The 26,764-nt window shown below is 71.9% G+C and carries 28 protein-coding genes; 10 read left to right on the top strand and 18 right to left on the bottom strand.

The features are described 5' to 3' along the window. Nucleotides 1-6 precede the first annotated feature (6 nt). Nucleotides 7-903 carry a helix-turn-helix domain-containing protein gene (locus ABD987_RS07260; RefSeq protein ID WP_345388410.1) on the top strand — a complete coding sequence of 299 codons (897 nt, stop codon included), beginning with the start codon at nt 7-9 and terminating at the stop codon, nt 901-903. A gap of 19 nt (nt 904-922) precedes the next feature. Here the strand turns inward: ABD987_RS07260 and ABD987_RS07255 are convergent, their stop codons facing one another. The 3 genes from ABD987_RS07255 to ABD987_RS07245 all read right to left on the bottom strand — a co-directional run bounded on the left by ABD987_RS07255 (nt 923) and on the right by ABD987_RS07245 (nt 3,178). Then, nucleotides 923-1,618 carry a haloacid dehalogenase type II gene (locus tag ABD987_RS07255; RefSeq protein WP_345388408.1) on the bottom strand — a complete coding sequence of 232 codons (696 nt, stop codon included), beginning with the start codon at nt 1,616-1,618 and terminating at the stop codon, nt 923-925. A 134-nt stretch (nt 1,619-1,752) separates the two neighbouring features. Continuing rightward, nucleotides 1,753-2,127 (bottom strand): hypothetical protein, encoded by a 375-nt coding sequence (locus ABD987_RS07250; protein WP_345388406.1) that lies wholly within the window; start codon nt 2,125-2,127, stop codon nt 1,753-1,755. A gap of 205 nt (nt 2,128-2,332) precedes the next feature. Continuing rightward, nucleotides 2,333-3,178, bottom strand: a complete 846-nt coding sequence (locus ABD987_RS07245) for a helix-turn-helix domain-containing protein (protein WP_345388404.1) — start codon at nt 3,176-3,178, stop codon at nt 2,333-2,335. A gap of 75 nt (nt 3,179-3,253) precedes the next feature. Here ABD987_RS07245 and ABD987_RS07240 point away from each other — a divergent pair, with 75 nt between their 5' ends. The 3 genes from ABD987_RS07240 to ABD987_RS07230 all read left to right on the top strand — a co-directional run bounded on the left by ABD987_RS07240 (nt 3,254) and on the right by ABD987_RS07230 (nt 5,976). Further along, nucleotides 3,254-3,667, top strand: coding sequence for a nuclear transport factor 2 family protein (locus tag ABD987_RS07240; protein ID WP_345388402.1), 414 nt, complete (start codon nt 3,254-3,256; stop codon nt 3,665-3,667). A 94-nt stretch (nt 3,668-3,761) separates the two neighbouring features. Next, on the top strand, nt 3,762-4,193 hold the full coding sequence (locus ABD987_RS07235; protein ID WP_345388400.1) for an organic hydroperoxide resistance protein: 432 nt from the start codon (nt 3,762-3,764) through the stop codon (nt 4,191-4,193). Nucleotides 4,194-4,383: 190 nt separating this feature from the next. Beyond that, nucleotides 4,384-5,976: a tannase/feruloyl esterase family alpha/beta hydrolase gene (locus tag ABD987_RS07230; RefSeq protein ID WP_345388398.1), complete on the top strand. Its 1,593-nt coding sequence runs from the start codon at nt 4,384-4,386 to the stop codon at nt 5,974-5,976. Nucleotides 5,977-6,417: 441 nt separating this feature from the next. Here ABD987_RS07230 and ABD987_RS07225 read toward each other — a convergent pair whose 3' ends face one another. The 5 genes from ABD987_RS07225 to ABD987_RS07205 all read right to left on the bottom strand — a co-directional run bounded on the left by ABD987_RS07225 (nt 6,418) and on the right by ABD987_RS07205 (nt 9,887). Further along, nucleotides 6,418-7,017, bottom strand: coding sequence for a TetR/AcrR family transcriptional regulator (locus tag ABD987_RS07225; protein WP_345388396.1), 600 nt, complete (start codon nt 7,015-7,017; stop codon nt 6,418-6,420). Nucleotides 7,018-7,075: 58 nt separating this feature from the next. After that, on the bottom strand, nt 7,076-8,089 hold the full coding sequence (locus ABD987_RS07220; RefSeq protein ID WP_345388394.1) for a methyltransferase: 1,014 nt from the start codon (nt 8,087-8,089) through the stop codon (nt 7,076-7,078). Nucleotides 8,090-8,229: 140 nt separating this feature from the next. Further along, nucleotides 8,230-9,117, bottom strand: coding sequence for an IS3 family transposase (locus tag ABD987_RS07215; RefSeq protein WP_345388392.1), 888 nt, complete (start codon nt 9,115-9,117; stop codon nt 8,230-8,232). After that, nucleotides 9,114-9,419 (bottom strand): transposase, encoded by a 306-nt coding sequence (locus tag ABD987_RS07210; protein WP_378214269.1) that lies wholly within the window; start codon nt 9,417-9,419, stop codon nt 9,114-9,116. The genes ABD987_RS07215 and ABD987_RS07210 overlap by 4 nt, the downstream gene beginning before the upstream one ends. Before the next feature lie 132 nt (nt 9,420-9,551). Then, a complete protein-coding gene (locus ABD987_RS07205) occupies nt 9,552-9,887 on the bottom strand; it encodes a cupin domain-containing protein (protein ID WP_345388390.1) in 336 nt (111 codons plus the stop codon). 71 nt (nt 9,888-9,958) lie between these two features. Here ABD987_RS07205 and ABD987_RS07200 point away from each other — a divergent pair, with 71 nt between their 5' ends. Next, entirely contained in the window at nt 9,959-10,894 is a 936-nt protein-coding gene (locus ABD987_RS07200; protein ID WP_345388387.1) for a GlxA family transcriptional regulator, read from the top strand. Nucleotide 10,895: 1 nt separating this feature from the next. On the opposite strand, the gene ABD987_RS07195 is transcribed toward ABD987_RS07200, so the two are convergent. Continuing rightward, a complete protein-coding gene (locus tag ABD987_RS07195; protein ID WP_345388385.1) occupies nt 10,896-11,270 on the bottom strand; it encodes a M48 family metalloprotease in 375 nt (124 codons plus the stop codon). 135 nt (nt 11,271-11,405) lie between these two features. After that, on the bottom strand, nt 11,406-12,704 hold the full coding sequence (locus ABD987_RS07190; protein WP_345388383.1) for an erythromycin esterase family protein: 1,299 nt from the start codon (nt 12,702-12,704) through the stop codon (nt 11,406-11,408). A gap of 48 nt (nt 12,705-12,752) precedes the next feature. Between ABD987_RS07190 and ABD987_RS07185 the strand changes: the two genes are divergently transcribed. Next, complete coding sequence (locus ABD987_RS07185) at nt 12,753-13,322, top strand: helix-turn-helix domain-containing protein (protein ID WP_345388381.1); 570 nt, start codon at nt 12,753-12,755, stop codon at nt 13,320-13,322. Between the two features lie 82 nt (nt 13,323-13,404). On the opposite strand, the gene ABD987_RS07180 is transcribed toward ABD987_RS07185, so the two are convergent. Together ABD987_RS07180 and ABD987_RS07175 are read right to left on the bottom strand one after the other, a co-directional pair. Then, nucleotides 13,405-14,268: an NAD(P)-dependent oxidoreductase gene (locus tag ABD987_RS07180; protein WP_345388379.1), complete on the bottom strand. Its 864-nt coding sequence runs from the start codon at nt 14,266-14,268 to the stop codon at nt 13,405-13,407. Between the two features lie 12 nt (nt 14,269-14,280). After that, entirely contained in the window at nt 14,281-15,153 is an 873-nt protein-coding gene (locus ABD987_RS07175) for an NAD(P)-dependent oxidoreductase (protein WP_345388377.1), read from the bottom strand. Between the two features lie 100 nt (nt 15,154-15,253). Between ABD987_RS07175 and ABD987_RS07170 the strand changes: the two genes are divergently transcribed. Beyond that, nucleotides 15,254-18,421, top strand: coding sequence for an AfsR/SARP family transcriptional regulator (locus ABD987_RS07170; protein ID WP_345388375.1), 3,168 nt, complete (start codon nt 15,254-15,256; stop codon nt 18,419-18,421). On the opposite strand, the gene ABD987_RS07165 is transcribed toward ABD987_RS07170, so the two are convergent. The 5 genes from ABD987_RS07165 to ABD987_RS07145 form a co-directional block, all read right to left on the bottom strand. After that, a complete protein-coding gene (locus ABD987_RS07165; RefSeq protein ID WP_345388373.1) occupies nt 18,409-19,893 on the bottom strand; it encodes a class I adenylate-forming enzyme family protein in 1,485 nt (494 codons plus the stop codon). The two genes, ABD987_RS07170 and ABD987_RS07165, sit on opposite strands and share 13 nt — an antisense overlap. A gap of 234 nt (nt 19,894-20,127) precedes the next feature. Then, entirely contained in the window at nt 20,128-20,994 is an 867-nt protein-coding gene (locus ABD987_RS07160; RefSeq protein WP_345388371.1) for an SAM-dependent methyltransferase, read from the bottom strand. Nucleotides 20,995-21,070: 76 nt separating this feature from the next. Then, the gene (locus ABD987_RS07155; protein WP_345388369.1) at nt 21,071-21,874 is read right to left on the bottom strand and encodes an aminotransferase class IV family protein; all 804 of its coding nucleotides are present in this window, start codon (nt 21,872-21,874) and stop codon (nt 21,071-21,073) included. A 134-nt stretch (nt 21,875-22,008) separates the two neighbouring features. Beyond that, nucleotides 22,009-22,725 (bottom strand): S1 family peptidase, encoded by a 717-nt coding sequence (locus tag ABD987_RS07150; protein WP_345388367.1) that lies wholly within the window; start codon nt 22,723-22,725, stop codon nt 22,009-22,011. 218 nt (nt 22,726-22,943) lie between these two features. Further along, complete coding sequence (locus ABD987_RS07145) at nt 22,944-23,522, bottom strand: CGNR zinc finger domain-containing protein (RefSeq protein ID WP_345388365.1); 579 nt, start codon at nt 23,520-23,522, stop codon at nt 22,944-22,946. A 58-nt stretch (nt 23,523-23,580) separates the two neighbouring features. Here ABD987_RS07145 and ABD987_RS07140 point away from each other — a divergent pair, with 58 nt between their 5' ends. Both ABD987_RS07140 and ABD987_RS07135 read left to right on the top strand, forming a co-directional pair. After that, nucleotides 23,581-24,396 carry a class I SAM-dependent methyltransferase gene (locus ABD987_RS07140; protein ID WP_345388363.1) on the top strand — a complete coding sequence of 272 codons (816 nt, stop codon included), beginning with the start codon at nt 23,581-23,583 and terminating at the stop codon, nt 24,394-24,396. Nucleotides 24,397-24,591: 195 nt separating this feature from the next. Beyond that, nucleotides 24,592-24,954, top strand: a complete 363-nt coding sequence (locus ABD987_RS07135; RefSeq protein WP_345388361.1) for an RNA-binding S4 domain-containing protein — start codon at nt 24,592-24,594, stop codon at nt 24,952-24,954. 94 nt (nt 24,955-25,048) lie between these two features. Here the strand turns inward: ABD987_RS07135 and ABD987_RS07130 are convergent, their stop codons facing one another. After that, a complete protein-coding gene (locus ABD987_RS07130) occupies nt 25,049-25,720 on the bottom strand; it encodes a TetR/AcrR family transcriptional regulator (RefSeq protein ID WP_345388359.1) in 672 nt (223 codons plus the stop codon). 78 nt (nt 25,721-25,798) lie between these two features. Here ABD987_RS07130 and ABD987_RS07125 point away from each other — a divergent pair, with 78 nt between their 5' ends. Continuing rightward, entirely contained in the window at nt 25,799-26,740 is a 942-nt protein-coding gene (locus tag ABD987_RS07125; protein ID WP_345388357.1) for an MBL fold metallo-hydrolase, read from the top strand. Nucleotides 26,741-26,764: the final 24 nt, after the last annotated feature.

Genomic DNA, 26,764 nt, shown 5'->3' with positions numbered 1-26,764 from the left:
TCCACAGTGGATAAAGAAACCGCGCCACGGCCCCATGTGACGCCCCCGGCCACCGCACTCGGACTCGGCCTGCGTGCCCACCGCGAACACCGCGGTGTCACCGTCCGCGGGCTCGCCGCCGACCTCGACCTCGACCCCGCCACCGTCTCCATGATCGAACACGCCACCCGGCGCCCGAAACTCGACTATGTTATCCGGGTCCTCGGCTACCTCGGGGTCGCCGGCACCGAATACCGGCGGCTGGTGGCGCTGGCCGAACACACCGAGGACGGGTACCTGCTGGAAGGCGGCCCGATCGGCTATCCCGTGCTGCGCCTGGAATACGAGCGCACCGCCGACGCGATCACCGAATGGTCCCCCGCCCTGGTGCCCGAGCTGCTGCAAACCCCGGAGTACGCGCGTGCCGTGCTCGACGCGGGCATGCTCACCGGGGACGAGGTCGACGAAGGCGTCATGCTGCGGCTCGCCCGTCCCGACGCCGACGACCGCGGTCCCCGCTACACCGTGCTGCTCGGCGAACCCGCGCTGCACCGCCGGTACGGGGGCACCCACGTGCTCCGTGTCCAGCTGCGGCATCTGCTGACCGCGATCGACGAGCGGCGCGCGAGCGTGCGGATCGTGCCCCGTGAGGGCAGCTGGCATCCGAGCCTGATCGCGCCGTTCACCCTGTTCGAGTTCCGGAAGCGCCGCCCGCTGGTGACCCTGGACCACCACTACGTCGGCGCGTACGTCACCGAGGAGGGCCCCGTCACCCGCTACCAGGAGTCGCTGGAACACCTGACGGCCCAACGAGCACTGAGCGAACGGGCGTCCCGGGAGATCATCGCCAAGGCGGCCGCCGCGCTGGGCCCGGCCCGCGACCCCGGCTGGTCCCCTCCGCTGCCCGGCGCTGCCTGCGGGTGATCCCGCCCAGTGTCGTGGCTCAGGTCGTGGACGTCAGGAGAGTGACCAGTTCGTCGAGTCCGGTCACCTGCCAGTCGAAGGTGTCGGAGTCCGCGGGCGGATCCCCGACCGGCCGCCCGACATAGGCGGTCCGCATCCCCGCCGCCAGCGCGCCACGCAGATCCCAGGCGTGCGCGGCCACCATGAGCGCGCGCTCCGGCGGACATCCGGCGGTGTCGAGGGCGAGCCGGTAGATCTCCGGCGCCGGTTTGTAGGCCCGCACCTGCTCGCCGGACAACGTCTGGTGCCAGCGCAGCCCGGCGTGGGCGCAGATCCGCAGCAGCGCGGCCTGGCTCGCGTTGGACAGCGCGAGCACCGGAAGCCGCCGCGCGAGCCGGTCGAGACCGGCGACGGAATCGGCCCACGGCGGCAGGCGCTGCCCCGCGGTGGCCAGCCGGGCGAGGGCTGCCGGATCGGTGATCCCGGCCCGTTCGGCGACCCGCCGGGCGGCTTCGGTGTCGATGACCTCGCTGGTGGCGTACGGGCGTTCGCCCTGTGCGATACGCCGCTGTTCGCTCTCGACGTGCCGCTGCCACTCGGTGAGCAGTTCGTCGGCGAACGCGTCTCCGGCGTCCGGCACGGCTTCGCGGATCCCGGCGCGGAGGCCACCGGGTTCGTCGACCATGGTGCCGAGCACGTCGAAGACCACGACGTCGATTTCGCCGTTCTCTGCCACGGTTTCCCCGTTCACGTCCATTGATCCGGTCGCGAACGATCTTCGCTCAGGCGCGCGGGCCCGGTCAAGGTTCCCCGGGAGCCGACCGACTCCCGGGGAACCTCCACTATGGACAGTCAGCGATCTCGCGCCGGTTACGGCTGCAGGGTGATGGAGTTGATCGGCGTCATGTCCTTGTCGATGTACCAGCCCGCGGGGAGGTACCCTTCGCACCCCACTCCGTTTTTGCCGGTGCAGGTCCGCATGGTCGCGCCACCGGTCTGGTTGTTGAAGATCCGGTGCACCCCGTACATGTTGTAGACGTTATAGGTGCCGTACTTGTAGTACTTGTGCTCCGGTCTGTTGTCGTTCCAGTCCGGCCCCGGATAGATACAGACATCGCCGTCCGGGCAGCCATACGCGGCGGCCGCCCGGACGGGAGCGGACTCCGTCGCCTCGGCCGCGACAGCCGGGAGCACCATTCCCGCCGCGACCGCGGCCCCCACCAGGACGACACGTAACTTGTCCACAATCACTCCTTTCCTTGTGGTGGAACGATCTCGGGAATCTCGCCGAGGATCGCCGGCCACCGGACGGGAGCGTCGTTCGCCACGGTTCCCTGCCGCACGACGAGGCATCTCGCTTACGTACCAAGGGCTTTCGGTGGCCGCCACCAATTTTCAGTGTATTCCGCCCGGCCACGGAATTCGAGAGATCGTTCGCGGCTCCGGCAACTCAGCCCGGCCGGTGTCCCGCCCACGCGAGGCCGTCCACCGCCAGCCACGCCGTGTCCGCGACCGCCACCGGCGTCACCCCGCTGAACGCCACGACGTCCCGGTGCAGATGGGACTGGTCGGTGTAACCGCTCTCCGCCGCGATCCGCGCCGCGTCCCCGCCCGCCGCCAGCAGGTGCGCGGCGTGGTCGAAACGGACCAGCCGCGCGGCGCGCTTGGGGGAAAGCCCGATCTGCGCCCGGAACCGGGACCACAGGCGCTTGCGGCTCCAGCCCGCCCCGGCGGCCAGGTCGTCGATCCGCACCCGGCCGCCGCGAGCGACGATCCGCTCCCAGGCCCAGGCGACCCGGGGATCCACCGGCCGTCCCGTCGCGCACCGCCGGGCGAGCAGGTCGTCGGTCATGGCGAACCGCTCCCGCCACGAACGCGCCTCGCCGAGCCGTTCCCTGATCCGCGCCGCGTCCCGGCCCCAGAGGTCGTCGAGGGTCACCACCGCGCCGTCCAGCTCCGCCGGGGAAACGCCCAGCACCGCGTAAGCGGTCGGCGGGGACAGGCGGGCTTGCACGCACTCGACGTGCTCGCCCCGGACGCGCAGGGCGCCGTGCATGAACCCGGTGACAAGGCTCCCCCGCTTCCGGCGGCCGGTGTCGGCGTCCACGACCAGCGGGCCGTCGCCGAACCCGAGCGCCAGGGTGACCGCGGGGTGCGGCACCACCCGCACGTCGACCGGGCCGGGGCCGCGGTCGCGGAACCCGGCCATGCGCACCCCGGGTGTCCGGACCGGTACCGGCGGTCGCGCGACCTCCCACCTGCGCACCGCGCCGGGTTCGCGCGCCGTGGATCTCATGGCCCCATGCTACGAAAACCGGGCCGGGACATTCGTCCAAGACCTCGGCCCGCACCGGCGGCGACGGTGGGGATCATGAGCCACGACCTCGTCCAGCAGGCCCTGTCCGCACTCGCCGGTGGCGACCCCGGCCGGATCGCCGCGGTCTTCACCGAAGACGCCGAATGGCTGTCCCCGCCGGGAAACGCGACCGCCGTCGCGCTCGACACGACCCACCACCTGGTCGGCAGAGCGGCGATCGTGCGGTTCTTCGCCGAGGACCTGCCCCGGTTGTTCACGCGTGACGTCGACGCGGACGTCCACCGGCTCCACGCCGACAGCGCGTTGGCCGTCGTGGAGGCGACCATGACGGCGACGCTCGCCGACGGGACCCCCTACCGCAACGACTACTGCTTCGTCTTCGAACTGCGGGACGGGCTGATCCACCGGGTCCGCGAGTACGTGGACACCGCTCGTGGGCATCGGCTGGTCTTCGGCGTGCCTGGGTGACGTACACCCATGACGTCGTCCGACGGTCGCCCCGGGCCGCCTCCGGTTCCTAGCGTGAGCTTCGCACCCGAACCAGGAACGAGAAGGAATCCCGATGTCCGAAGTGACTTACACCGCCGTCGCCACGTCCACCGCGGAGGGCCGTAACGGGGGCCGCGCGACCTCGGACGACGGGGTGCTCGACGTCGGCCTCGCGGTGCCGAAGGCGCTCGGCGGCGCGGGCGGCGGCACGAACCCGGAGCAGCTGTTCGCGGCGGGCTGGGCGTCCTGCTTCGTCGGCGCGGTGCGGCGCGTCGCGGGAACGAAGAAGGTACCGCTGAGCGACCTCGCGGTCGTCGCCGAGGTCACCCTGCACCACGACACCGAGGCCGGGGAGTTCACCCTCAGCGCGGCACTGCACCTGGAGGCGTCCGGGATCGACCAGGCGACCGCCGACGAGCTGGTCCACGGCGCGCACCAGGTCTGCCCGTACTCGAAGGCGACGCGCGGCAACGTCGAGGTCACCCTCGACGCCACCGTCGGCTGACTCTCGAAACCGTCCACAAAGGATTTCTCGCCATGCACAACGAGCACCGAAACCCGGCCGACTCCTCCTCCGTCGAGGAAACCGTGCACTGCTTCGCTTTCGTCACCCCAGTGGCGGCGTACTGCTTCGTCTATCCGGCACAGCCATCCACGGCCCCCGAGCCCCCACGAGAACCCCGAAGAGGACGCCGATGAGCTTCGCGACGAAACTGCTGACGGTCGCCCTGCCACTGGCCACGCTGATCCCGCTCGCCGCGAGCGAAAGCGTCTTGGCCGCGCCCGTCGCGTCCGTCTGCGGCCCACTCCCGGTCACCGCGCCGGACGGCGCGAGGGTCGAATCGGTGCGGGCGGCGCGGCACGAGGGCGGCACCGTCACGTTCCCGGACACCCCGCTCGGCAAGGGCGCGACCATCACGGACGTCCCGGCGTACTGCGAGGTCACCGTCACCCTCGCCCACCCCGGCGCGCGCGACCACGTCAAGGTCGCGGTCGCGCTGCCGGAAACCGGCTGGACCGGCAGGCTGCAGGCCGTCGGCGGGAGTGCCTACGCGGCCGGTGACTTCGGCGCGCCGCTGGTCCAGGCCGTCAAGGACGGCTACGCCGGGGTGACCACCGACGCCGGGGTGTCCTCGAACCCGCTCGACACCGGGTGGGCGCTCACCGGCGACGGCCGTGTCGACAAAGCGCTACTGACCAACTTCGCGACCCGCTCGGTGCACGAGGCGGCCGTGCTCGGCAAGGACGTGACGCGGCGGTTCTACCACCGGCCGGTCACCTACTCCTACTGGAACGGCTGCTCGACCGGCGGGCGTCAGGGCTACGCCGAGGCGCAGGACCACCCCGCCGACTTCGACGGTGTCCTCGCCAACGCCCCGGCCGTCGACTGGACGCGGTTCGCGGTGGCGACGCTGTGGCCGAAGGTCGTGATGAACAACGACCACCACTTCGTCGCCAACTGCGTCCTCGACGCCTTCGCCAAGGCCGCGGTCAAGGCGTGCGACGCGAACGACGGCGTCACCAACGGCGTCATCGACCGGCCGGACGAGTGCGGATACGATCCGCGCACGCTCGTCGGGTCGCGGATTCCCTGTGAGGGCAAGGAAATCACCGTCACCGCCGCGGACGCGGAGGTGATGCGCAAGATCTGGGCCGGGCCGACCGACGAGCACAGCCGGAAGCTGTGGGCCGGGCTGCCCAAGGGCGCCGACCCGGCCTGGCTGGCGGGCACCAGGGCGGAACCGGACGGCACGCTGTCTGCGCCCGGGTTCCCGGTGGCGGAGAAGTGGGTGCAGAGCTTCCTGGCGAAGCGGCCGGACTTCGACACCGCGACGATCACCTATCCGCGGTTCACCGACCTGTTCCGCCAGTCCGTGCGGGAGTACGACCGCGTCATCGGCACCGCGGACCCGGACCTGTCGGCGTTCCGGCGGGCGGGCGGCAAACTGCTCACCTACGTCGGCACCGCCGACCAGCTCATCCCGCCCGGCGGCACCCTCGGGTACCGGGATCGGGTGGAGCGCCGGATGGGCGGCGTGGACGACTTCTACCGCCTGTTCCTCGCCCCCGGCGTCGAGCACTGCGGTGGCGGTGCGGGCCCGCAACCGCGTGACGCGCTGGGCGCGCTGGTGAAGTGGGTCGAGCACGGGCACGCCCCGGCCACGCTCGCCGCGGTCACCGCCGACGGCTCGGCCTCGCGCGACCTCTGCCCGTACCCGCGAGTCTCGCGCTACCTCGGGCACGGCGACCCGGCGGCCGCTTCGAGCTACCGCTGCGCGCCTCGCTGAGATCCGCCCGTGCAGGTCCGTGAATGCCACATTGAGGGATTCAGAGTCCCTCAATGTGGCATTCACGGACCGTTGCCGCTGTCGAGCTCCCCCGGCGTTGGACGGTGCGTTGGCAGGGCATGCCGAGGGACGCCTTCGGTGCGCTCGACGCACCGAGGGACGCCCTCGTCGCGCCCAACGCACCCAGGGCGTCCCTCGGTGTCCGCCCCCGGACGTGCCGCCGGGGGCGTCGAACCTCCCGTACGGAGCGTTCGCGACATCCCGGCCCCCGTGGCAGGCCTCGCCCGAAGTGCCGAAGGCGCCTTCAACACCTGGCGTCCACCACACTATCCACAGTGGACGATCCCGCCGCCGCGTCGCTCGCCGAGATCCGGAAGGGTCCGTGGGGGCCTCCTTGAGGGACCCTAGCTCCCTCAAGGAGGCCCCCACGGACCGTTGCCGTCAGCTGGGGGCCGGGGCGGCGGTGCGCAGGTGGTCGAGGAACAGGTCCAGCGCGGCCTCCAGGTGCTCGGCCGAGTTCGTCGACATCAGGATCGTCACCCCGCCCTGGATCGCCGCGATCAGCGCCGCCGCCGCGCGGTCCGGGTCGATGGCGGGGCCGATCCGTCCGCTCTCGCGCATCTGCTCGATGCCCAGCCGGAGCTGCGCCTGCCACTGGTCGAGCAGCTGCCGCGTCACCGCCTGCGCGGCGGGCGTGTGCCGCCCGATCTCGGTGATCAGCACCCCGAGCGGGCAGTGCACGCCCTGCCGCCGGTACCGCTCGACCACGACGTCCCGCCAGCGCCCCCACGCCGCCCACGACGTCAGGCTGCCGAGCTGGGGCTGCTGGTCCTCGATGACCCGTTCCGCCTCCCGCCGCGCGACCGCGAGCAGCAGTTCCTCCTTGCCCTCCGGGAAATAGTGGAACAGCTGGCTCTTGCCCGTCCCGCTGCGACGGCCGACGTCCTCCAGGGTCACGTTGGCGACCCCGCGCTCGCGGATCTCCGTCGCCGCCGCGTCGACGATCCGCCGCCGGGTCGCGGCGCCTTTCTTCGTGAGCACCCGAACCTCCGGAGAAGTGGACCTGCCGGTCCAATTCTTCCCCGGGTACCCGGCCCCGTCAACGCGGGCTTCGGCCGACCCCGAACTCCAGCGCCGTCCGCCCGTCGGAAACCGGGGCCGAACCGCGGAGGATGAGCCCGCACTCCTCGGCCAGCGCAGTCAGTTCGCCGAACGTCCGTTCCTTCCCGGCGAAGCACATCAGCATGAACAGGTCCATCGCGGTGCCGACGCCGCGGCCCCGCACCGCCTCGATCACCACCACGGTGCCCTCCGGCGCGGCGGCGCGACGGCAGCCGGTCAGGATCTCGCGGGCGTGTTCGTCGTCCCAGTCGTGCAGGATGTCGGAGAGCAGATAGGCGTCGGCGCCGGTGGGCAGCGGGTCGAAGAAGCTGCCGGGCACCGCGCCCGCCCGGTCACCGAGCCCGGCCGCCGCGAACCTTTCGGCCGCCGCGGCGCTCGTCGGCGGGAGGTCGAGGACCCGGCCGCGGACACCGGGATGGGCGCGGAGGATCGCCTCGAGCACCTGCCCGTCCCCGCCGCCGACGTCGAGGATCTCGGCGAACCGGCCCCAGCCGAAGCGTTCGGCGATCTGTGCCGCCTGCGTCCGGTACCGCCAGTTCATCTGCGCGTCGAACGAGCGCCGCAGGTGCGGCTCGGCGTCGAGATCCGCCCAGAACTCGCGCCCGTACCGGCGCGGGTAGGCGGGCGCGCCGGTGGTGATCGTCTCCAGCAGGTCGACGAAGGCTAGCTCGGCGCGCCCGCCGGCGCGGTTGATGTCGAGCAGCGGCTTGACGCCCTCCGGGGAATCCTCGCCCATCTGCGCGCCAAGGCTCGTGGGCCGGTACCGGCCGGATTCCTCGTCGAAGTCGAAGACGCCGACCGTGACCAGGTGGTCGAGCAGCCGCCGGAGTGCGGGCTCGGCGGCCCCGCAGGCGGCGGCGAGCCGCTGTGCGGTCGCGCCCGCGCTCCCGGCGTGGTCCACCAGGCTCAGCGTCGCCGCGACCCGGATCGCCATCGGGGTGGCCAGCTCGGCCATGTCCAAAATCGACGGTGGTGTGGTTGGCGGATTCATCGCGTCAGGCTAGCCACGGCGCCCTGTTCGCCACCGCCGATTTTCGGGCTCGGCGCCGCGGTCCGTGAATGCCACATTGAGGGACTCTGAGTCCCTGGTCTTGCCCCGTTTCGACGGACAGGGTTGTTGTGGGGTGTGGTTTAGGCTACTTGGGGGTGGTGGTGGGTGGTTTCGTAGGTGGCTGGGCTGAGGTAGCCGAGGGTGGAGTGGCGTCGGTGGGTGTTGTACCAGCCTTCGATGTAGGTGAAGATTTCCTTGTGTGCCAAGGCTTTTGTGGGCCAGGGTTGTCGGTCGAGTAGTTCGGTTTTGATGGTGGCGAAGAATGATTCGGCGACGGCGTTGTCCCAGCATTCGCCGGTGCGTCCGACCGAGAGCCGGACGTTGAGCTGCTGGGCGAGCCGGGCGTGCTGGCTGGAGGTGTATTGGCATCCGCGGTCGGAGTGGAAGATCACTCCGGGGTCGGGTCGGCGTTGGGTGACCGCGCTGCGCAGCGCCTGGTCGATCAGGTCGGTGCGCAGGTTGTCCGCGGTCGCCCAGCCGACGACCCGGCGGGAGGAGATATCGATGACCGTGGCCAGGTAGAGCCATCCTTCCCAGGTGTGGATGTAGGTGATGTCCCCGCACCAGCGTTGGTTGATGGTTGTGGCATCACACGCGAAGTCGCGTTGGATGAGGTCGCGGGCGGGGGTCGTGGCGGGGTCGGGGACGGTGGTGGTGCGCCAGCGTCTGGGTGTGCGCCCGCGCAGGCCCTGGGTGCGCATGAGCCGGGCGATCCGTTTGCGTCCGTGGTGGTGCCCGGTCGCGGCCAGTTCCGCGTGGATCCGCGGGGCGCCGTAGGTGCCCGCGGAGCGGGTGTGGATCTCGATGATCCGCTGGGTGAGGGTGATGTCGTCGCGCTCGTGCGGGGAGGCGGTGGTGGTGCGGTGGGCGTAGTAGGCGGCTCGGGAGACCTGGAGTAGCTCACAGGAACGTTTCACGTTGCCGGTGGTGCTGGCGTTCTCCGCCTCGATGAACGGGTACACGTTCACCGGGTCTCGTTCGCGAAGAAAGCCGTGGCTCGCTTGAGGATCTCGACGTCTTCCCGCAACCGCCGGTTCTCGGCCTTCAACGCCGCGATCTCGTCCCGTTCGTCGGTGGTGGGGCCGTCGGTGCGGGCCCCGGCATCGAGCTGGGCCTGCTTGATCCAGTTGCGCACCGCCGAGTCGGTCAGTTCGAGATCATGCACGACCTGCGGTATCGACCGCTCACCACGCAGACACATCCCGACGATCTGCGCCTTGAACTCCGGCGTGAACACCCGCCGAGGCCGCTGCGGCTTCTTCTTGCCCATGGACACCATGATGAACATCCTTCCCAAGAGACGCGCTACCACGCCCCCTGATCAGAGGTGTCCGCCAAAACGGGTCAAGCCCACCCTCAATGTGGCATTCACGGAACGACAGACCGCGGGATCGCGTGGGGTTCAGCCCTCCGGGTAGAAGAGGAACAGCGTGCAGCCGGTGGTGGTCGCGGGCACGTGCCACGTTCCGGCCGGGGCGTGCAGGAAGGTCCCGGCCGGGTAGTCGCGCGCGCCGTCGTGGAACGTGCCGGTGAGCACGTAGACCTCCTCCGGGCCGGGCTCGTGCACGTCGCGGTGCGGCCACGACGTGCCGGGGTCCATCTCCAGCACGTTGGCGTGCGCGCCGTTCTCACCCGTCCACAGTGGACGGAGGCGGATGCCGGGGAAGACCTCCCGTACCGGGGAATCGCCGACGGAGACGGAGGTGTAGCCCTGCTGGGCGAGGATCTCGGGATGCATGTCCCCCACGGTGCCGCGCGCGAGCCGCGGCGGGCAGTGTCGACAAGGACACCTTGGGGTACTTTTCTGCCATGCATCGCGTGGTGGCACTGGTGCGGCCGGTGCAGTCGACGTTCGAGCTCGGGTGCGCCGCCGAGGTCTTCGGCATGGCGCGGGAGGGAATCCCGCGGTACTACGAATTCGAGGTGTGCGCCGAGCGACCCGGCCCGGTACCGACGTCGGCCGGGTACGCGATGTCCGTGTCCCGCGGCCTCGCGGCGCTCGCCACCGCGGACACCGTGATCATCCCGGGCTGGACACCGGTGGACGCGCCGCTGCCCGCCCGCGTCCGCCGCGCGCTGCTGCGGGCGCACGCGCGCGGGGCCCGGCTCGTCACGATCTGTTCCGGGGTGTTCGCGCTGGCCCGCACGGGACTGCTCGACGGCCGGTCGGCCACCACGCACTGGGCGCGCGCCGACCGGCTGCGGCGCGAGTTCCCCCAGATCCGGGTGGAACCGGACGTGCTCTACGTGGACCACGGCGACGTGGCCACGAGCGCGGGCGCGGGCGCCGGGATCGACCTCTGCCTGCACCTGGTCCGGCGGGACCACGGGGCCGCGCACGCCGCGCTCGTCGCGCGGCACATGGTGCTGCCCGCGCACCGCGAGGGCGGGCAGGCGCAGTACGCGCCGCCCGCCCCACCGGAAGACGCGCTGGACGGCCTCCTCACCTGGGCCGGAACCCGCCTCGGGACACCGCTTTCGGTACCCGATCTGGCCGCTCACCTCGGTGTTTCGCCCCGCACGCTGGCCCGGCGCTTCACCGAGCGGCTCGGCACGAGTCCCGGCGCGTGGCTGCTGTCCCGCCGGGTGGCCGAGGCACGCGTCCTGCTGGAGGAGACCGATCTGCCGGTGGAAGCGGTCGCCACCCGCGTCGGCCTCACCTCGGCGGTCAACCTGCGCCGCCGTTTCCGCGATCAGGTGGGCACGACCCCTGGCGCCTATCGCCGGGCGTTCCGGGTCCGGTGAGTCAGCGGGGGCGACGCACCGGCGGGCCATCGGACCGCTGCCAGGGCGGAGCGGCACGCTGCGGACGGCCGGGCTCGGCCTGCCGGGGTCGCGGCCCGCCCTGCCGGGCGCGCTGGTCGGGCTGACGGGCGCGCTGGTCGGACTGACGGGGACCTGGCTGCCGTGGTCGCTGCTGCCGGGCGCGGGCCTCGGCCGGGTCCGGCCGGTTCACCCAGGCGTCGAACAGCAGCACCAGCCCGGCGAACACCAGGAAGACGATCCCGATGATCGGGCCGCCCGCGGCGATGAACAGGATCGCCACCAGCGCCAGGGGCAGCACCGCACACCAGCAGTACGGATCGATTCGCCCGAATCTCGGACGCTTGCTACCCGACACCAACCTCACCTCAGTCACTCGCGCGGTTTCCGGCCGCCGCACCCCCGATCGCGTGAAAAGTGCGGCCTCCCGCATGGTCCCATCTCTGCGGTAACGGTGCCATAAACGCAGGTCAGCGAGCTACGACGCGAGGATTCAGTGGCTGGGGAACCGTTTCCGCACGTCGGGCGGCGAGCAGGCGATGACGTCCGGATCGGGATCGGCCCCGCGGACACGCGGAAGGTGCACGAGGGCGTCGTAGGCGTCCAGTGCGCGCACGTCGAGGTACTGCGTTCCGATGAGCCGCTGACGGGACGCCGCACGCACCTTCGCGGCGTCGTCCGCGGACAGCCGCCGCAGGTCGACGCCGAACGGGCCGTCGTGGCTCGCCGCCATGAGACCGTCCAGGCTGTCCGGCTCGGGCGGCTCCAGGTCCATGAAGATCTTGCCCCGGGAGAACTCTTCCGGGTTCTCGTTGAGCGTCTGGCCGGATCCCAGCGTGACGCCGATGACCACGTAGTCCGCACCCAGCCGATCGGCCAGCCGCAGGCCCAGCGGTGTCGCGGGCGCCGTGCCGGGCGGGACCCCGGGGAGCAGGCCGGGCCCGCGCTGGAGGTGACCGTTGTGCTCGCCGAGCACGATCCGCTCCTCGCGGCCGAGCAGCCATTCGACGGTGTCCGCGACCGTGGCGTCGCGGACGGTGAGCACCTCGTGCTGCTCACCCCGGACCAACCGCCGCAGCACCTGGTCGATGGTGACCGTTTCGTGCAGCGTGCGGAGCGCGCGCTCGTAGTCGCCGGCGGTGGTCGCGCGGACGTAGTCGAGCCGTCTGCCGGTGACGCGCGCCAGCAGATCGGCGAGCCCCGCGGTCAGCGCGTCCCGGCGGTCCTGGGCGAGTTTTCCATACGCCGCAATGCCTTCGGGCATGGAGAACGCGGAGGGAATCGCGAAGACACCGGCGATCTCGCGCAGGTTCGGGTCCGGGGTGAACGCGGGATCGGCCTTGGCGAGATAGGCGAGCACGGCCTCCAGGCTCGGCAGCACGGACACGACCGAGGCGCCGAGATCGGTGCCGTAGAAGTCGACCGCCCGATCGCACCCCCGCATCCACTCCACGTGGGCACGCAGCTGCGTCCACAGGCCCATCAACGAGGTCACGCCGTCCGCCATGACCTGGCCCAGGTTTCCTTCCCCGGTGCGGATCCAGTCGTGGACCAGCCACCCCTGGGTGAAGCCGCTCTCCATGACGTACGCGCCGAAACCGTGCCGCTCGACCAGGTACCGCGTCAGCCGGTGGCGCAGCAGCAGGTTTTCGGCGAGGTAGTGGGAAGCCTCCCCGATCGCCACCACCCTGGCGTCGCCGACCACGTCGTCCAGCCACGCGAGATCGTCCAGCGGCGCGTCCGGGTCCAGCGTCCGCAGCGGCCGTACCGCCTGCTTGCTCAGTCCAGTCATCGTCCAACCCCCTACCCGATGCATTCCCAACTTTGGGAACGGTACCAGATGTGGGACCGTCTGGTGGTGAACCAGCTCGACCTGCTCCTGCACCCCGTTCGCGGCCGGATCGTGCACGCGATGTCCGGCGATCGCGTCCGCACCACCGCCCAGCTCTGCGCGCACCTGCCCGACGTACCCAAGACCAGCGTCTACCGGCACGTCGGACTGCTGGCCGAGGCGGAGATCCTCGAAGTCGTCGAGGAGCGGCGGGTGCACGGCGCTGTCGAGCGGCACTACCGGCTCCGCCGCGAAAACGCGCAGATCGACCTGGACCTGGCGAAAGCCATGTCGCTGGAGGACCACCGCCAGGCGTTCACCGGGGCGCTGGCCGTGCTGCTGGCCGAGTTCGGCAACTACCTCGACCGCGACGGTGCCGACCCGGCCACCGACCTCGTCGGCTACCGGCAGGGCACCCTGTGGCTCACCGACGAGGAACACACCGAACTGGTCGACGAGCTCGTCGCGTTGTTCCGGGCGAAGGCGGCCAACACCCCGGCCCCCGGCCGCCGCCCCCGCATGGTGAGCGCCATCTTCTTCCCGACCGGGCAGCCCGAAGCCGTCCAGCCTGGTCCGTGAATGCCACATTGAGGGACTCTGAGTCCCTCAATGTGGCATTCACGGACCTTCGCACCGACCACGCTGGGTCCACAGAGGACGGTCAGTTCGCCTTGCCGCGGATGATCTCGACGAGGCTGGTCCAGCTGTCCCTGCCGTGCCCGGCGGCGATCGCGCGGTCGTAGAGCCCCTTGACCACCGCGGGCAGCGTCACGTCGATCCCGGCGTCCCGGCTGGCGGCGTGGATGTGGTCCGCGGTCGCGCCCATCATCAGCACGTTCGCCTGGTCGCCGGGGTGCTTCCCGGAATCGACGTAACCGGCGGACTCGCCGAGCAGGGAGGACACCAGCGTCAGGTTCTCCACCGCGTAGGGCACCAGCGTCTCCGCGGTCACGCCCGCGGTGCCGAGCAGCGCGCTGGCGTGCAGGAACCCGGACAGCGTGGTGAGGAACAGGTCCAGCAGCGCCTGGTAGTACAGCTGCGCCAAGCCCGGGTCGGCGCCGCGGTAGTCCGGCCGCCCGATCACCGCCAGCAGCGGTTCGATCCGCTCGAAGGTGGCCTTGGGCCCGCTGTAGAACACGAAGGAGTGCTCCGTGCCGACCATTTCCTCGGGCACCATGACCCCGCCGGTGATCAGCTCGGCGCCGCGCGCGGCCAGCCACTCGGCGGCGACCCTGGTCCGCTCCGGGGTGTCCGAGCTGAGGTTGACCACGACCTTCCCGCGCAGCGCCTCGCCCTCCGGCGACAAGATGTCGTACATGGCCTGGTAGTCGGTCAGGCTGAGCAGCACCACCTCGTTCGCGGCCAGCGCCTCGGCGACCGAGCCCGCGCGGACCGCGCCCTCGGCCACCAGGTCGTCCGCGCGGCTCGCGGTGCGGTTCCACACCGTCACCGCGTGGCCCTTCGCCAGGTAGGAGCGCACCATCGCCCGGCCCATCGGGCCGAGCCCGATCTGCGTCACACTCATGACTTTTCCTCGCTATTTCTTGAGTAGTTCGATCAGGCTGATGAGCTCTTCGGCGCCGTGCCCCTCGGCGACACCGCGCTCCATCAGCGCCTGCAACGGGGCGAGCAGCTCGAAGCTGACACCCTGGTCCGCGCCGGCCCGGGGGAAGTTCCCGAAGGCCGCGGTCTGCATGCCCAGGTTCGACACGACGTCTTTCCCGTACTCACCGCTGTCGATCTGCTCGGCGCTCCGCTCGATGAAGCCGCTCATCGAGGTCAGCCAGCGGTTCAGCAGCGGCGCGAACTCGACTGCCGAGATCCCCGCGCTGCGCACCAGCGCGAACGCCTGGAGCACACCCACGTTCATCCCGTACATCCCGGACAGCAGCGCGAGGTCGTGCAGCGCGGCGAATCCCGGGTCCTCACCGACGTGGAGGCTTTCCCCGAAGACGTCGAACGCCGCGCGGTGCGCGTCGAACACCTCCCGGGAGCCGCTGTAGAACACGAACGAACCCGGCCCGCCGATCATCGGCGGGATCGCCATGATGCCGCCGTCGAGGAACGACGCCCCGCGCGCGGACACCCACTCTTCGAGTTCCCGCGCCTGTCGCGGCGTGCCGTTGGTGAGGTTGACCACCACCTTGCCCGGCAGCGCTTCCTCCGCCGCGCCGAGCACCGCGCGCACCGACCTGTCCTCCAGCAGGCACATGATCACCAGCTCGTTCGCCGCGATCGCCGCCGCGGGGGTTTCCGCCGCCACCGCGCCCTTCGCCACCAGGGGCGCGGCCTTGGTGGCCGTGCGGTTCCACACCGTCACCGGGTGCCCCGCGGCCAGCAGCGCACCGGCCAGCGCGCTGCCCATGTCGCCGAGACCGAGCACGGTCACCGGCCTCTTCTCCTCGGTCATGCCCTGTTCCCTCCGGGATTCCTTGATCTGCTCTCCACGGTGCGCGGGCGCGCGCACGGTTCGCTGCGGGTCCGCGCACGGCGCCGGATACGGTGGGTTCGTGCGATTCGGGATACTGGGGCCGCTGGCCGTGCTCACCGCCGACGGCGGGCCGGTCCGGGTGCCCGAGGCGAAGGTCCGCACGCTGCTCGCGGACCTGCTGGTGCACGAGGGGCGGCCGGTCTCCGCGGACCGGCTGGTCGAGGACCTGTGGGGCGAGCGGCCACCGGGCAACCCGGTGAACACCCTGCAGACGAAGGTTTCCCAGCTGCGCCGCGCGCTGGAACGCGCCGAGCCGGGGCACGGCGGCGGGCTCGTGGTGCACCAGGCGCCCGGCTATCTGCTGCGGACCGAAGCAGGCACCGTGGACGCCGCGCGCTTCCGGGCGCTGACCGCCGAGGCAGGCGGCGTCGTGGATCCGCGGGCCAGGACCGCGCTGCTGACCGACGCGCTGGCGCTGTGGCGCGGTCCCGCGCTCGCCGAGTTCGCGGACGAGCCTTTCGCGAAGCCAGTGATCCAGCGGCTCGAAGAGGATCGGCTCGTCGCGCGGGAAAACCTGGCCGAGGCGCGGCTGACGCTCGGCGAACACGCCGCGCTCACCGCGGAACTCACCGGCCTGGTCGAGCAGCACCCGCTGCGGGAACGGCTACGCGGGCTCCAGATTCGCGCGCTCTACGCGGCGGGGAGGCAGAGCGAAGCGCTGGCCTCCTACGAGGAGCTGCGGCACCGCCTGGCCGAGGAACTCGGCGTCGATCCCGGCCCGGAGCTCGCCGCGCTGCACCGGTCGGTCCTGACCCAGGACCCGGCGCTGGCCGCGGCCGCCGCCCGGCCGCCGTCCCCGCTCCCGGTGCCGTTGACCGAGCTGGTGGGCCGCACGGCCGCGGTGCGGACCGTGGGCGGGCTGCTCGGCGAGTCCCGGCTGGTGACCCTGACCGGGCCGGGTGGCGTCGGCAAGACCCGGCTGGCACTGGAAACCGCGCATCGGCTCGCGGACGACTTCGGCGCCGGGGCGCGGCTGGTCGAGCTGGCCGGGCTGGACCGGCAGACCTGTCCGCTGAGCGACTGCCCGCCGGACGAGTGGGTGTACGAGGCCGTCGCCGCCGCGCTCGACGTCCGCGACGACCCGTCACCCGCCCCGTCGGCCGACCCAGCGGCGAAGATCGCGGATTCCTTGCGCGGCAAGGAAATCCTGCTGGTGCTGGACAACTGTGAGCAGCTGATCGACGCGGTCGCGGCGGTGACCGGACGGCTGCTGCGGGACGTGCCGGGCCTGCGGGTGCTGGCCACCAGCCGGGAACCGCTCGGGCTGGCCGGGGAGGCGCAGTTCGCCGTGCCGCCGCTGGATCCCGACAGCGCGGCGCGGCTGTTCGGCGCGCGGGCCGCCGACGCCACCGGCGAGTTCACTGTGGACAGTGACAACGCCGCGACGGTGGCGGCGATCTGCCGGAAGCTGGACGGGCTGCCGCTGGCGCTGGAACTGGCCGCGACCCGGGTGCGCGCGCTCGGCGCCGACGAGCTGCTGCGCAGGCTGGACGACCGGTTCCGGCTGCTGGACACCACCCGGCGCGGGGCGCCCGCCCGGCAGCAGACCCTGCGCGCGATGATCGACTGGAGCTGGGAGCTGCTGACCGAGCCGGAACGCCTGGTGCTGCGCAGGCTGGCGGTGCATCCCGAGGACACCTCGCTGGACGCGGCCGAGTCGGTCTGCGTGGGCGAAGGCGTTGAACGGGACCAGGTGCTCGGCCTGCTCGCCAGGCTGGTGGACCGGTCACTGGTGACGCCGGTGGGCGGTGACCGGCCGCGGTACCGGCTGCTGGAGTCGGTGGCGGCGTACTGCCGGGAACGGCTGCGGGAGGCCGGCGAGCTCGACCGGGTCCAGCGGCGGCACGCCGAGTACTTCCTCGGGCTGGCCGAGCGCGCCGACGGCGGGCTGCGCGGGCCCGAGCAGCGGCGCTGGCTGCGCGGGCTGGACGCGGACACCGCGAACCTGCGTGCCGCGCTGGAGAACCTGGTCGCCTGGGGCGAGCCGGACCGGGCGCTGCGGATGGTGAACGCGCTGAGCTGGTACTGGTTCCTGCGCGGCCGGATCGCCGAGGCGATCCGTTCGCTGCGCTCCGCGCTCGCGCTGTCCGGTGGCGATCCGGCGGCGCGGGCGGACGCGCGGGCGATGCTGGCCGGGATCGGGATCCTCGTGGGGGATCGGGCCGAGGACGCCGGGGACGAGCCACCCGGCGCGCGGGCACAGTGGTTCCTCGGGTACGCACTGTCCACTGTGGCCGATCTGGCCGGTGCGGAACCGTGGACGCTGGCCGCGCTCGCCGCGTTCGAGGCCGACGGCGACGACTGGGGCATCGCCGCCGCGAGCTGCGACCTGGCCAGCCAAACGCTTGCGAAGGGCGACATCGCCGGAGCGCGCCGCCTCGCCGACCGCGGCGCGAAGCTGTTCGGCGAGCTCGGCGACCGGTGGGGACAGCTGCAGATCTCGTTCGCGCTGGGCATGCTCGGCACGATCACCGGCGACTACGACCGCGCCGCCGCGCTGTACACCGAAAGCCTGCGGATGGCCCAGGAACTGGGGCTGTGGCCGGAGGTCTCCTACCAGCTGTCCTGGCTGGGCCGGCTCGCGTTGCTGCGTAAGGATTTCGCGCAGGCGAGGGACTTTCACGAACGCGCGAAACGGGTCGGGGTGGAGCACGGTTTCACCCCCGGCGAGATGTACGCGGTGACCGGGCTGGCGCTCGGTGCCCGCCGGGAGGGCGACCTCGATCTCGCCGAGCGGCACCTGCGCACCCTGCTCGACTGGAACCGGCAGGTCGACTTCGAACCGGGGAACACACTGGTCCTCGCCGAGCTCGGGTTCGTCGCCGAGCTGCGCGGCGAGGCGGCGGAAGCGCTGCTGCGGCACCGGGAAGGGCTCGCGATCGCCCGCCGGGCCGGGGATCCCCGCGCGATCGCGCTCGCCGTGGAGGGCCTCGCCGGAGCGCACGCGCTGCGCGGCGCGCACCCGCAGGCCGCCCGGGTGCTCGGCGCCGCGACGGCGGCGTGGGCGGGCATGGGCACCCCGGTGCCCGCCGCCGAACGCGGCGACGTGGACCGGATCACCGGACTGGCGAACGCCGCGCTCGGCGACGCCGTCTTCGCCGAGGAGTTCCGCCTCGGCGAAGCGGCGGGCACGGACGCGCCCCTCCTCGACGAGGAGGAACGGCCGCGCGCGGATCAGACGAACTGATCGCCGGAGGCGCGGAGCTGCCTGCGCAGGATCTTGCCGTTTCCGTTGCGTGGCAAGGCGTCCATCCAGACGACGTCATGCGGGACCTTGTACCACGACAGCTGCGCGCGGGCGAGGTCGAGCAGTTCGGCGCCCAGTTCGTCGCCACCCGCGGCCTGCCCGTCTTCGCCGGGGGCCGCCACCACGTACGCGCGGAGGCTGGTGTCGCCCGCCGCGAGGCGTGACACGCTGACCGCGGCTTCGAGCACCCGCGGATGGCTCTCCAGGAGACGCTCGACCTCGCCGGGAACCACGTTCTGGCCACCGATCACCTCGACGTCGTCGAGCCTGCCGTGGACGTGCACGATGCCGTCCTCGCCGATCGAGGCCAGATCCCCGGTGTGCCACCAGACGTCGGTGAGCTGGTCGGGGCCGTCGCTGCCCTTGGGCACGCCGCGCGTGGCGAAGGGCACGCGGACGTGCAGCTCGCCCTGCTCACCGGCGGGTACCTCGTTCCCGTCCGCGCCGACGACGCGGGTCGGCATGTCGTGGTAGGCCGGGCCGACCGCGGAGGGCACGTCGTACTCGGCGGGCGGGCCGCCCGCGATACCGCCGATCTCGGTGGCGCCGTAGAGGTTCAGCAGCCGTTTCCCGAGGATCGGCACCAGCTGCTCGCGCAGCCGCGCGGTGAGCACCTCCCCCGCGCACATGGCCTGCCGGAGCCTGCCGAGCACCTCGGCGTGGCCCGGTTCGAGCAGCATCCGCGCCAGGAAACTCGGCTGCGCGAACAGGACCGTGACCTGGTGGCGCCGCATCAGCTCGATCGCCGCGGCCGGGGTCGCGCGCGGGCGCGAGAGCACCGCGGTCTGCCCGGTGCCGAGCGTGGTGAACAGCCCGGAGCCCAGCCCGCCCATGAAGTACATCCGGGACACCGAAAGCCCGACGGTGTCCGGGCCCGCGGCGGTGATCGGGCTGCCTGCGCCGCCGAAGTTGCGGTGCAGGTAGAAACACAGCTTCGGCGGGCCCGTGGTGCCGGAGGTGAACACCGCCAGCGCGGGCGCGTCGCCGCCGTCGGCGAACCGGGTGTCCGGCTCGGCCTCGGCCAGTGCCGCGGCGCCGGTGGTCGGGACCAGCCCGGCGGTGTCGAGCCAGCCGGCGGTTTCCGGGTCGACCACGGCCAGCGCGGGTTCGGCCGTCGCGACGTCGCGTGCCAGGTCCGCCTGGCTCATCTGGACGTTCACCGGCACGGCCACGACGCCGGCCTGCCAGGCACCGAGCAGGCACCAGACCATCTCGATGCTGTCGGGCAGGGCGAGCAGAACGCGGTCCCCCTCGCGCAGGCCCGCCGCCCGGTACCCGCCCGCGACCCGTGCCGCGCCGGCGTAGACCTCGGCGAAGGTCCACGCGCGGTCGTCGACGAGGAACGCGGGCCGGTCGTTCCACCCGCTGCCGCGAGCGTGCTCCGCGAGGAGCTGTGTCACGTTTTCGGACATACCCGTCGGATGTCTCCCCTCCGGTTCTCGATGGCCAGACGGCCTCGTTCCCAGAGTTCCGGATCCACCGCGACACGGCCACCAAGGCTGCCCCTTATGCGGAGAATCCTTCCCACCTTCGGGCAGAAAGGGGTCCAAAAGGGCGCTCTCACGGGTCCGGCGCAGAAGTCCGTGAATGCCACATTGAGGGACTCTGAGTCCCTCAATGTGGCATTCACGGACCGAACCCGCGTGTCAGGACCGGGGGACCTCGCCGACGCCCGCCCAGTAGAACGGGCGGACCGCGGCGCGCTGCAGCACGGGGAAGAGCACCTCCGGGGTTTCCGGGCGCCAGTCGGTCAGGTGCACGACTCCCGGGTCCACCAGGTCGAACCCGTCGAACCAGGACGAGAACTCGGCCTTGCCGCGCAGCCAGGCCGGGTTCTGGGTGTTCCGGTAGGACTCCGCGAGCGCGCTGATCTGCGCCGCGCCCTCGGCCGGGGCGTCGTCGGTCGTGATGTGGCTGATCGCCAGCCAGCTGCCGGGGGCGAGCTGCCCCCGGTACCGGGCGATGATGCCGGGGACGTCGTCCGCGCCGCCGACGAAGTGCAGGACCGACACCATCAGCACGCACACCGGTTTGCTGAGGTCCAGCAGCCGCAGGGTGGTTTCGTGCTCGAAGATCTCCTCCGGCTCGCGTAGGTCCTCGCGGACGATCCCGGCCCAGCCGATGGCGTCCTGCTGGTCGAGGATGTGCTCCGAATGCGCCACCGCGACCGGTTCGTAGTCGACGTACACCACGCGCGCGTCGGTGGTGTCCGGCGCGTGCCGCCGCACGATCTCGTGCACGTTCCCGACGGTCGGGACCCCGGATCCGAGGTCGAGGAACTGGGTGATCCCGGCGTCCAGCGCGGCGCGCACCACCCGGCCCAGCCACTGCCGGTTCGACATCGCCAGCGGCTTGATCAGCGGAAACTGCTTGTCCGCCCGCTCACCGAAGTCGCGATCGACCGCGTAGTTGCTCTTGCCGCCCAGATACCAGTCGTAGATCCGGGCCGTGCTGGGCCGCTCCAGATCGACCGCGCCCGGCGCGTCCGGCGCGCGCTGTCCATCGGCACTCACGAAAATCCGCTCCCTACCGCTGCCCGACATCTCGCGCCCAGCGTAGCGATCCCTGGCCGGCCGCGGATTCCGGTATTCAGAGCGCGACGAGCGGTTCGGCCCGGTACGCCTCGTGAAGCGTTTCCAGGAACGACGGCGCCGACGGCAGCGGCACCTCGCCGATCCGCCGCACCGGGACTCCCGGCGTCCACGAGTTCATCACCACGGCCCCGGCGAGGTCCGGCAGATCGGCGAGCGTGACCTCCCGGACGCGCTGCGGTACCCCGAGCCGGTCGAGCTGCCGTTTGAGGACGCCCATCGTGATCCCGCCCAGCACCGCGGCCTCGGGCCAGACCACGGCGGTGCCGTCCCAGAAGGCCAGGTTCCAGATCGTGGCCTCGCTGAGCCGTCCCGCGCGGTCGAGGAACGCGGCGTCGTCGAACCCGGCCGCGGCCGCCTGGCGGAGGAAGTACGTCTTGGCCACCTCGCCGACGTGCTTCACCCCGGGCAGCGTCCGCTCGTGCGGTACCGCCGCGAGCGCCAGCGGACCCTCCGGGGCGGCCGCGGCTGGCCGGGTGCGGACCAGCACGTCGAGCGCGGGCTCTCCATTGTGGACGGTGAACTCACCGGACGGGGAGTACACCACGGCGGTCAGCGAAAGATCCGCCGGGCCCGCCTGTACCGCGGCGCGCAGGAAGGAGCGCACCCGCTCGTCGGGCAGTGCCGCGCCGAACAGCTCGACCGAGGCGGTGCGCAGCCGTTCCAGATGGAGGTCGAGCCCGCGGACCCCGCCGCCGCGCACCTGCATCGCGGTGAAGTGGGCGTAGCCGGCGAAGGCCAGCGGGGTCAGGTCTTCGGCGGTGGCGGGCAGGCCGTTCCGGTGCGCGACAAAGGAGGTCATGCCCGCGACACTAGGCCTTGCCACCGGTGTGAAGGTCAAGGCGACGCGCGTCACCGTCCACTTCGGACGCGTGTCGTCCGTTCCCGGCGCCGGGAACGGACGACACGCGTACCGGAACGGACGACACGCCGGAATCAGACGCCCGCGACCTGCTGGATCCAGGAGCGGTACTGCGTGACGTTGGTGTAGTTGGTGACGCTCTGCCGGTCACTCGTGGAGGCGACGCCGACCTGGTGGCCGTTGCCCATCATCGGGCCGCCGGAGTCGCCGCCCGCGGTGATCCCGTCGCCGTAGGTCGCCTGGACCGCGACGCCACCGAAGTTGTCGGTCGAGTTGACCGAGTCCACGTTCACGTTGGCGTACTTCAGCAACCGCGACTGGCAGTTGATCTCCGAGCCGCAGCGGCTGGTGGCGCCCCAGCCGTAGACCTGCACGGTCTGTCCGACGCTGACGTCGTTTTCGTCGCCCAGCGGGGAATAGGTCGCCTGGACGCTCTGGTCGAGCTGGACGAGGGCCAGGTCGGCGCCCTCGGGGTTGATGACCGCGTCGACGCCGTTCACGACGGTGCCGCCGGTGGTCTGGTCCAGGCTGCCGACCCGGAAGGAGTACGAGTTGCCCGCCTCCACACAGTGCCGGGCGGTCAGGATCCACGTCGGCGCGATGATCGTGGCCGAGCAGGCCTGCCGACCGTCGACGAACATCCGGGCCGCCCACGGCGCGTTGCTCGCGTACTGCCCGCCGATGATGGCGGGCTGGGCACCGGAGGGCTCGGTGGCCGAGGCGGCGGGGGACAGTCCGGCCAGTGCGAGCGCCGCGCCGGCGAGGGCCGTGGCGAAACGAACCAATTTCATCGATCACTCGATTCCGCGGCGGTAAGCCGCTGCAGAGTGGAATCAGGACGCCCCACAGCGTCACTCGATCGAGTGATCCCCGATACCTTCGAAAGTCGATTACCCGCCACCGTGCCACGAACAGCGGGCGACGAAAGTCCCGGCCACGCAAGCACTTCCCCGGCAGAAGCCGGATTTGCCCGATAGGTCCAGACCAATGGGTCTGGACAGGTCCTTACTCAGTCCCGCCGCCGGGCACGGAAGGCGGCGGCCTTGACCCGGTTCTGACAGGCGGTGGAGCAGAACCGCTTGGCACCGTTGCGGGAAACGTCGACGAACACGCGGTCACACGCGGGCGCGGTGCACACACCGAGCCGGTCGAACGCCGGATTCCCGAGCACCACCGCCAGCGCGGTCGCCATCGACGCCGCCCAGCTGCGCGCCCACTCCGCGTCCACCGCGTGGAAGTGCAGGTGCCACGGTCCGCCGTCGTGCCGGGCGAGCACGGGCGCCGCCCGCGTCTCCCCCAGCAGCGCGTTGACACCGGCGCAGGCGTCGTCGATCCGGCCGTCGTCCACCGCGGCGAACACCGCGCGCAGCCGGGCCGCGTAGGCACGCAACTGCTCGATGTCGGCGTCGGAAACCTCCGTGGCAGGCCGGGAATCCAGCCAGTGCAGCAGGTCACGCAGGCCCTCGCGAGGGGTGTCCGCGAGGTATTCGCGGCCGCGCGCATGCCCGGGAATCAGCACGTTGACCGCCTGCACGGCAGCGGCCACCACATCACTCGTGTGACTGTCGAAGTCCACTTGACCAGTCATCCTCGCACCCGTAGATTCGTCACTGGCGAATATACCTTCGACAGTGACGGAGCAGCCCATGGCGGACGCCCTCAGCACCGCGACCGTACCGACCGACGTGGCCACCGCCTGGCTGCGCCGCTGGGACACCCAGCAGGAACGCTATGTCGCCGACCGGGAGGAACGCTTCGCCGTGCTCTGCGACGTCGTCGAGGCGGCGCTGGCGGACGTGCCCGAACCGGTCGTGCTCGACCTCGGCTGCGGGCCCGGCTCGCTGGCCGCCCGGCTCCAGGACCGGCTCCCCTCGGCCACGATCGTCGGGATCGACGCGGATCCGTTGCTGCTCGGCCTCGCCAGGTCCCGCTACGGCGCGCCCATCCGGTGGGTCGACGCCGACCTCACCGGCACGGACTGGCCGGAAAAGGTGCCCTCGACGGTCCACGCCGCCGTGTCCACCACCGCGCTGCACTGGCTGCCCGGCGACCGCCTCGCCGCCCTCTACCGCACGCTCGGCGCGCTGCTCGCGCCCGGCGGCGTGCTGGTCAACGGCGATCATCTCGGCATCGCCGACGAGCGGCTGGAGGCGCTCGCGCTGACCGTCCGCGACCGCCGGGCCGCGCGGGCCGGGGTGCTGGCCAACGAGGAGTGGGGCCCGTGGTGGGACGCCGTGCACGCCGACCCGCACCTGGCGGACCTCGCCGCGGAACGCGCGCGGCGCATCGCCGCGCGGGAACGAACGGCGGGCGAAACGGTTTCGGCGGACGGGGCACAGCACCGCCACGGCAACGGGCTCACCGTCGACGAGCACACCGAACTCCTGCGCGCCGCCGGATTCACCAGTGTCGCGCCGGTGTGGCAGGTCGGTGACGACCACGTGCTGGCCGCGCTGAAGTAGCACAGCAGCAGGCCGAAGAAGACGTTCAACCCGTTCCCGGGCCCAGAAAAGGCACGGTTCCCCCTCGTGGACCTGCGTCGGCACCGATGGTCCCGGCTTGTGCGAGGGCGAGTGGGGCCGAACGTGCAGCGAGACACGCGTGAAGGGGCATGCCCGGCGCCGGGGCCGGGGCCGGATGGGTCATGATGACCTGTTGTGGAGTCCACTCGCGTAGACCGCTGGCTGTGGGCGGTCCGGCTGGTCAAGACCCGCCCGGACGCCGCCGCCGCGTGCCGGGGCGGGCACGTGCGCGTCAACGACAAGCCCGCCAAGCCCGCGACCACGGTGTCACCCGGCGACGAGGTGCGCGCGTACCTGCACGGCACCACCCGGATCGTCGAAGTGGCCAGGGTCATCCAGAAACGGGTCGGTGCCGCCGACGCGGTCACCTGCTACCTCGACCGGACGCCCGCGCCGCCGCCGGAGTCGTCGGTGCCCGTCGCCCGCCGCGACCGGGGCGCCGGGCGGCCCACGAAACGGGAACGCCGCGTGCTCGACCGGTTCCGCTCCGGGAACTAGCCGCGAGGCCGGTACACCGAGGGACGCCCTTGGTGCGTTGGGTGCGACGGGGGCGTCCCTCGGTGCGGTGAGTGCGACGGGGGCGTCCCTGGGATCACGGGGACTCCCGCTTCGCGGCGCGTTCGGTGTGCGCGGACCGGGCCCGTGGCCGGTCCGGAAAGCCGGGCGCCTCCGCGCCCAGCCCGGTGAGCACGGCACGGACGAGCCGTTCGGCCTGACTGCCGACGTCACGCGAGCCTTCGAGGCGCATCATCCCGTCACCGAGCAACGCGGCCAGCCCGTGCAGAGCGGGCCAGAGCACGAACTCGGCGCCAGGGCGCGACGACGCGGGCAGCCCGCCGGCGTCGACGAGCCGGTCCAGCTCCGCGACGAGAACGTCGTGCGGGTGCGGGGAAACCGGGCTCTCCGGCTCACCCCGGTGCGCGCCGAACACGAGACCGGCGACGGCCGGATCCCGTTGCGTCCAGCGGACGTAGGCCCGCCCGAGCGCGATCAGCCGCGCCTGCGGATCCGCGCGCTGCCCCCGCGCGTGGGCGGCCGCCCGGCCCAGCTGCTCACCCAGCCCGGCGAGCACCCGCCAGGACAGCGTGCGGACCAGCGCGTCACGGGACTCGAAGTGGTGATAGGCGGCGCTGGGGCTGACCCCGATCCGCGCCGAGACCTCGCGCAGCGACCAGCCGTCGGCGCCGCGTTCCCGCACCAGAGACTCCGCCGCGTCGAGCAGCGCGGCGCGCAGATCACCGTGGTGATAACTCCGTCCTGCCATCGCTTGATCTTAGCAGTGTTCAGATGTGTGCTACGTTCGGATCAGTAATCTGAACACTGCTCAGACAGGAGCGACAGCGTGTCCGCCGAAACCCAGCCCCCACTCCCGGAAACACACCTCGCTCCGGAGCCGATCGTGCGCGGCGAACCGGTCGAGGTCGCCGACGGCGTCTTCGTGCTTCCCGACTACCGGGTGCCCCTCGTCCCGAACGTCGGCATCGTGGTCGGCGACCGGGCGGCGCTGGTCGTCGACACCGGTCTCGGCCCGCGCAACGGGAAGTACGTGCTCGACCAGGCCCGCCGGCTGGCCGGGGACCGGCCGCTCTACCTGACCACGACGCACTTCCACCCCGAACACGGCTTCGGCGCGCAGGCCTTCCGGGGTGCCGCGACGATCGTCGCCAACCGCGCCCAGCGCGACGAGCTGCACCGCAAGGGCCCGTCCTACCTGGGCATGTTCAGCGGCTTCGGCCCGGCCGTCGCCGCCGAGCTGGCCGAGGTCGAGCTGACCGAGCCGGACCTCGTCTACGACGGCGAGCGGGCGGAGATCGACCTCGGCGGGCGCACCGTGGCGCTGCACAGCTGGGGCCCCGCGCACAGCGCGGGCGACCAGGTCGTGGTCGTCGACGGCCGCGTGCTGTTCGCCGGGGACCTGGCCGAGACCCACATGTTCCCGCTCGCGCCGTGGTTCCCGCCGCACGACACCGACGCCGATCCGGCCGCGTGGATCGCCGTGCTCGACCGGATGCTCGCCCTCGAACCCGCCGTCGTCGTGCCGGGACACGGCGACGTCACCGGCACGGCCGTGCTCACCGAGACCCGCGACCACCTCGTGTACGTCCGCGACGAGGTCGCCCGCCTGCGCGCGACGGGGGCGGGGAACGACGAGGTGATCGCGGCGGTCGACGAGGCCGCCAGGGCCAGGTGGAGTACCTGGGACAACCCCGAATGGATCGCCTTCACCACGCGGGCCTTCCTGGCCGACCGGCGACCGCCGGAAAATGTCGGTGGTCCGGCCTAGCATTCCGGGGTCAGGTTCCGTACT

This window comes from Amycolatopsis samaneae, from assembly GCF_039541975.1.
Classification (GTDB): Bacteria; Actinomycetota; Actinomycetes; order Mycobacteriales; family Pseudonocardiaceae; genus Amycolatopsis; species Amycolatopsis samaneae.
This window is presented reverse-complemented; position numbering and strand designations above follow the sequence as displayed.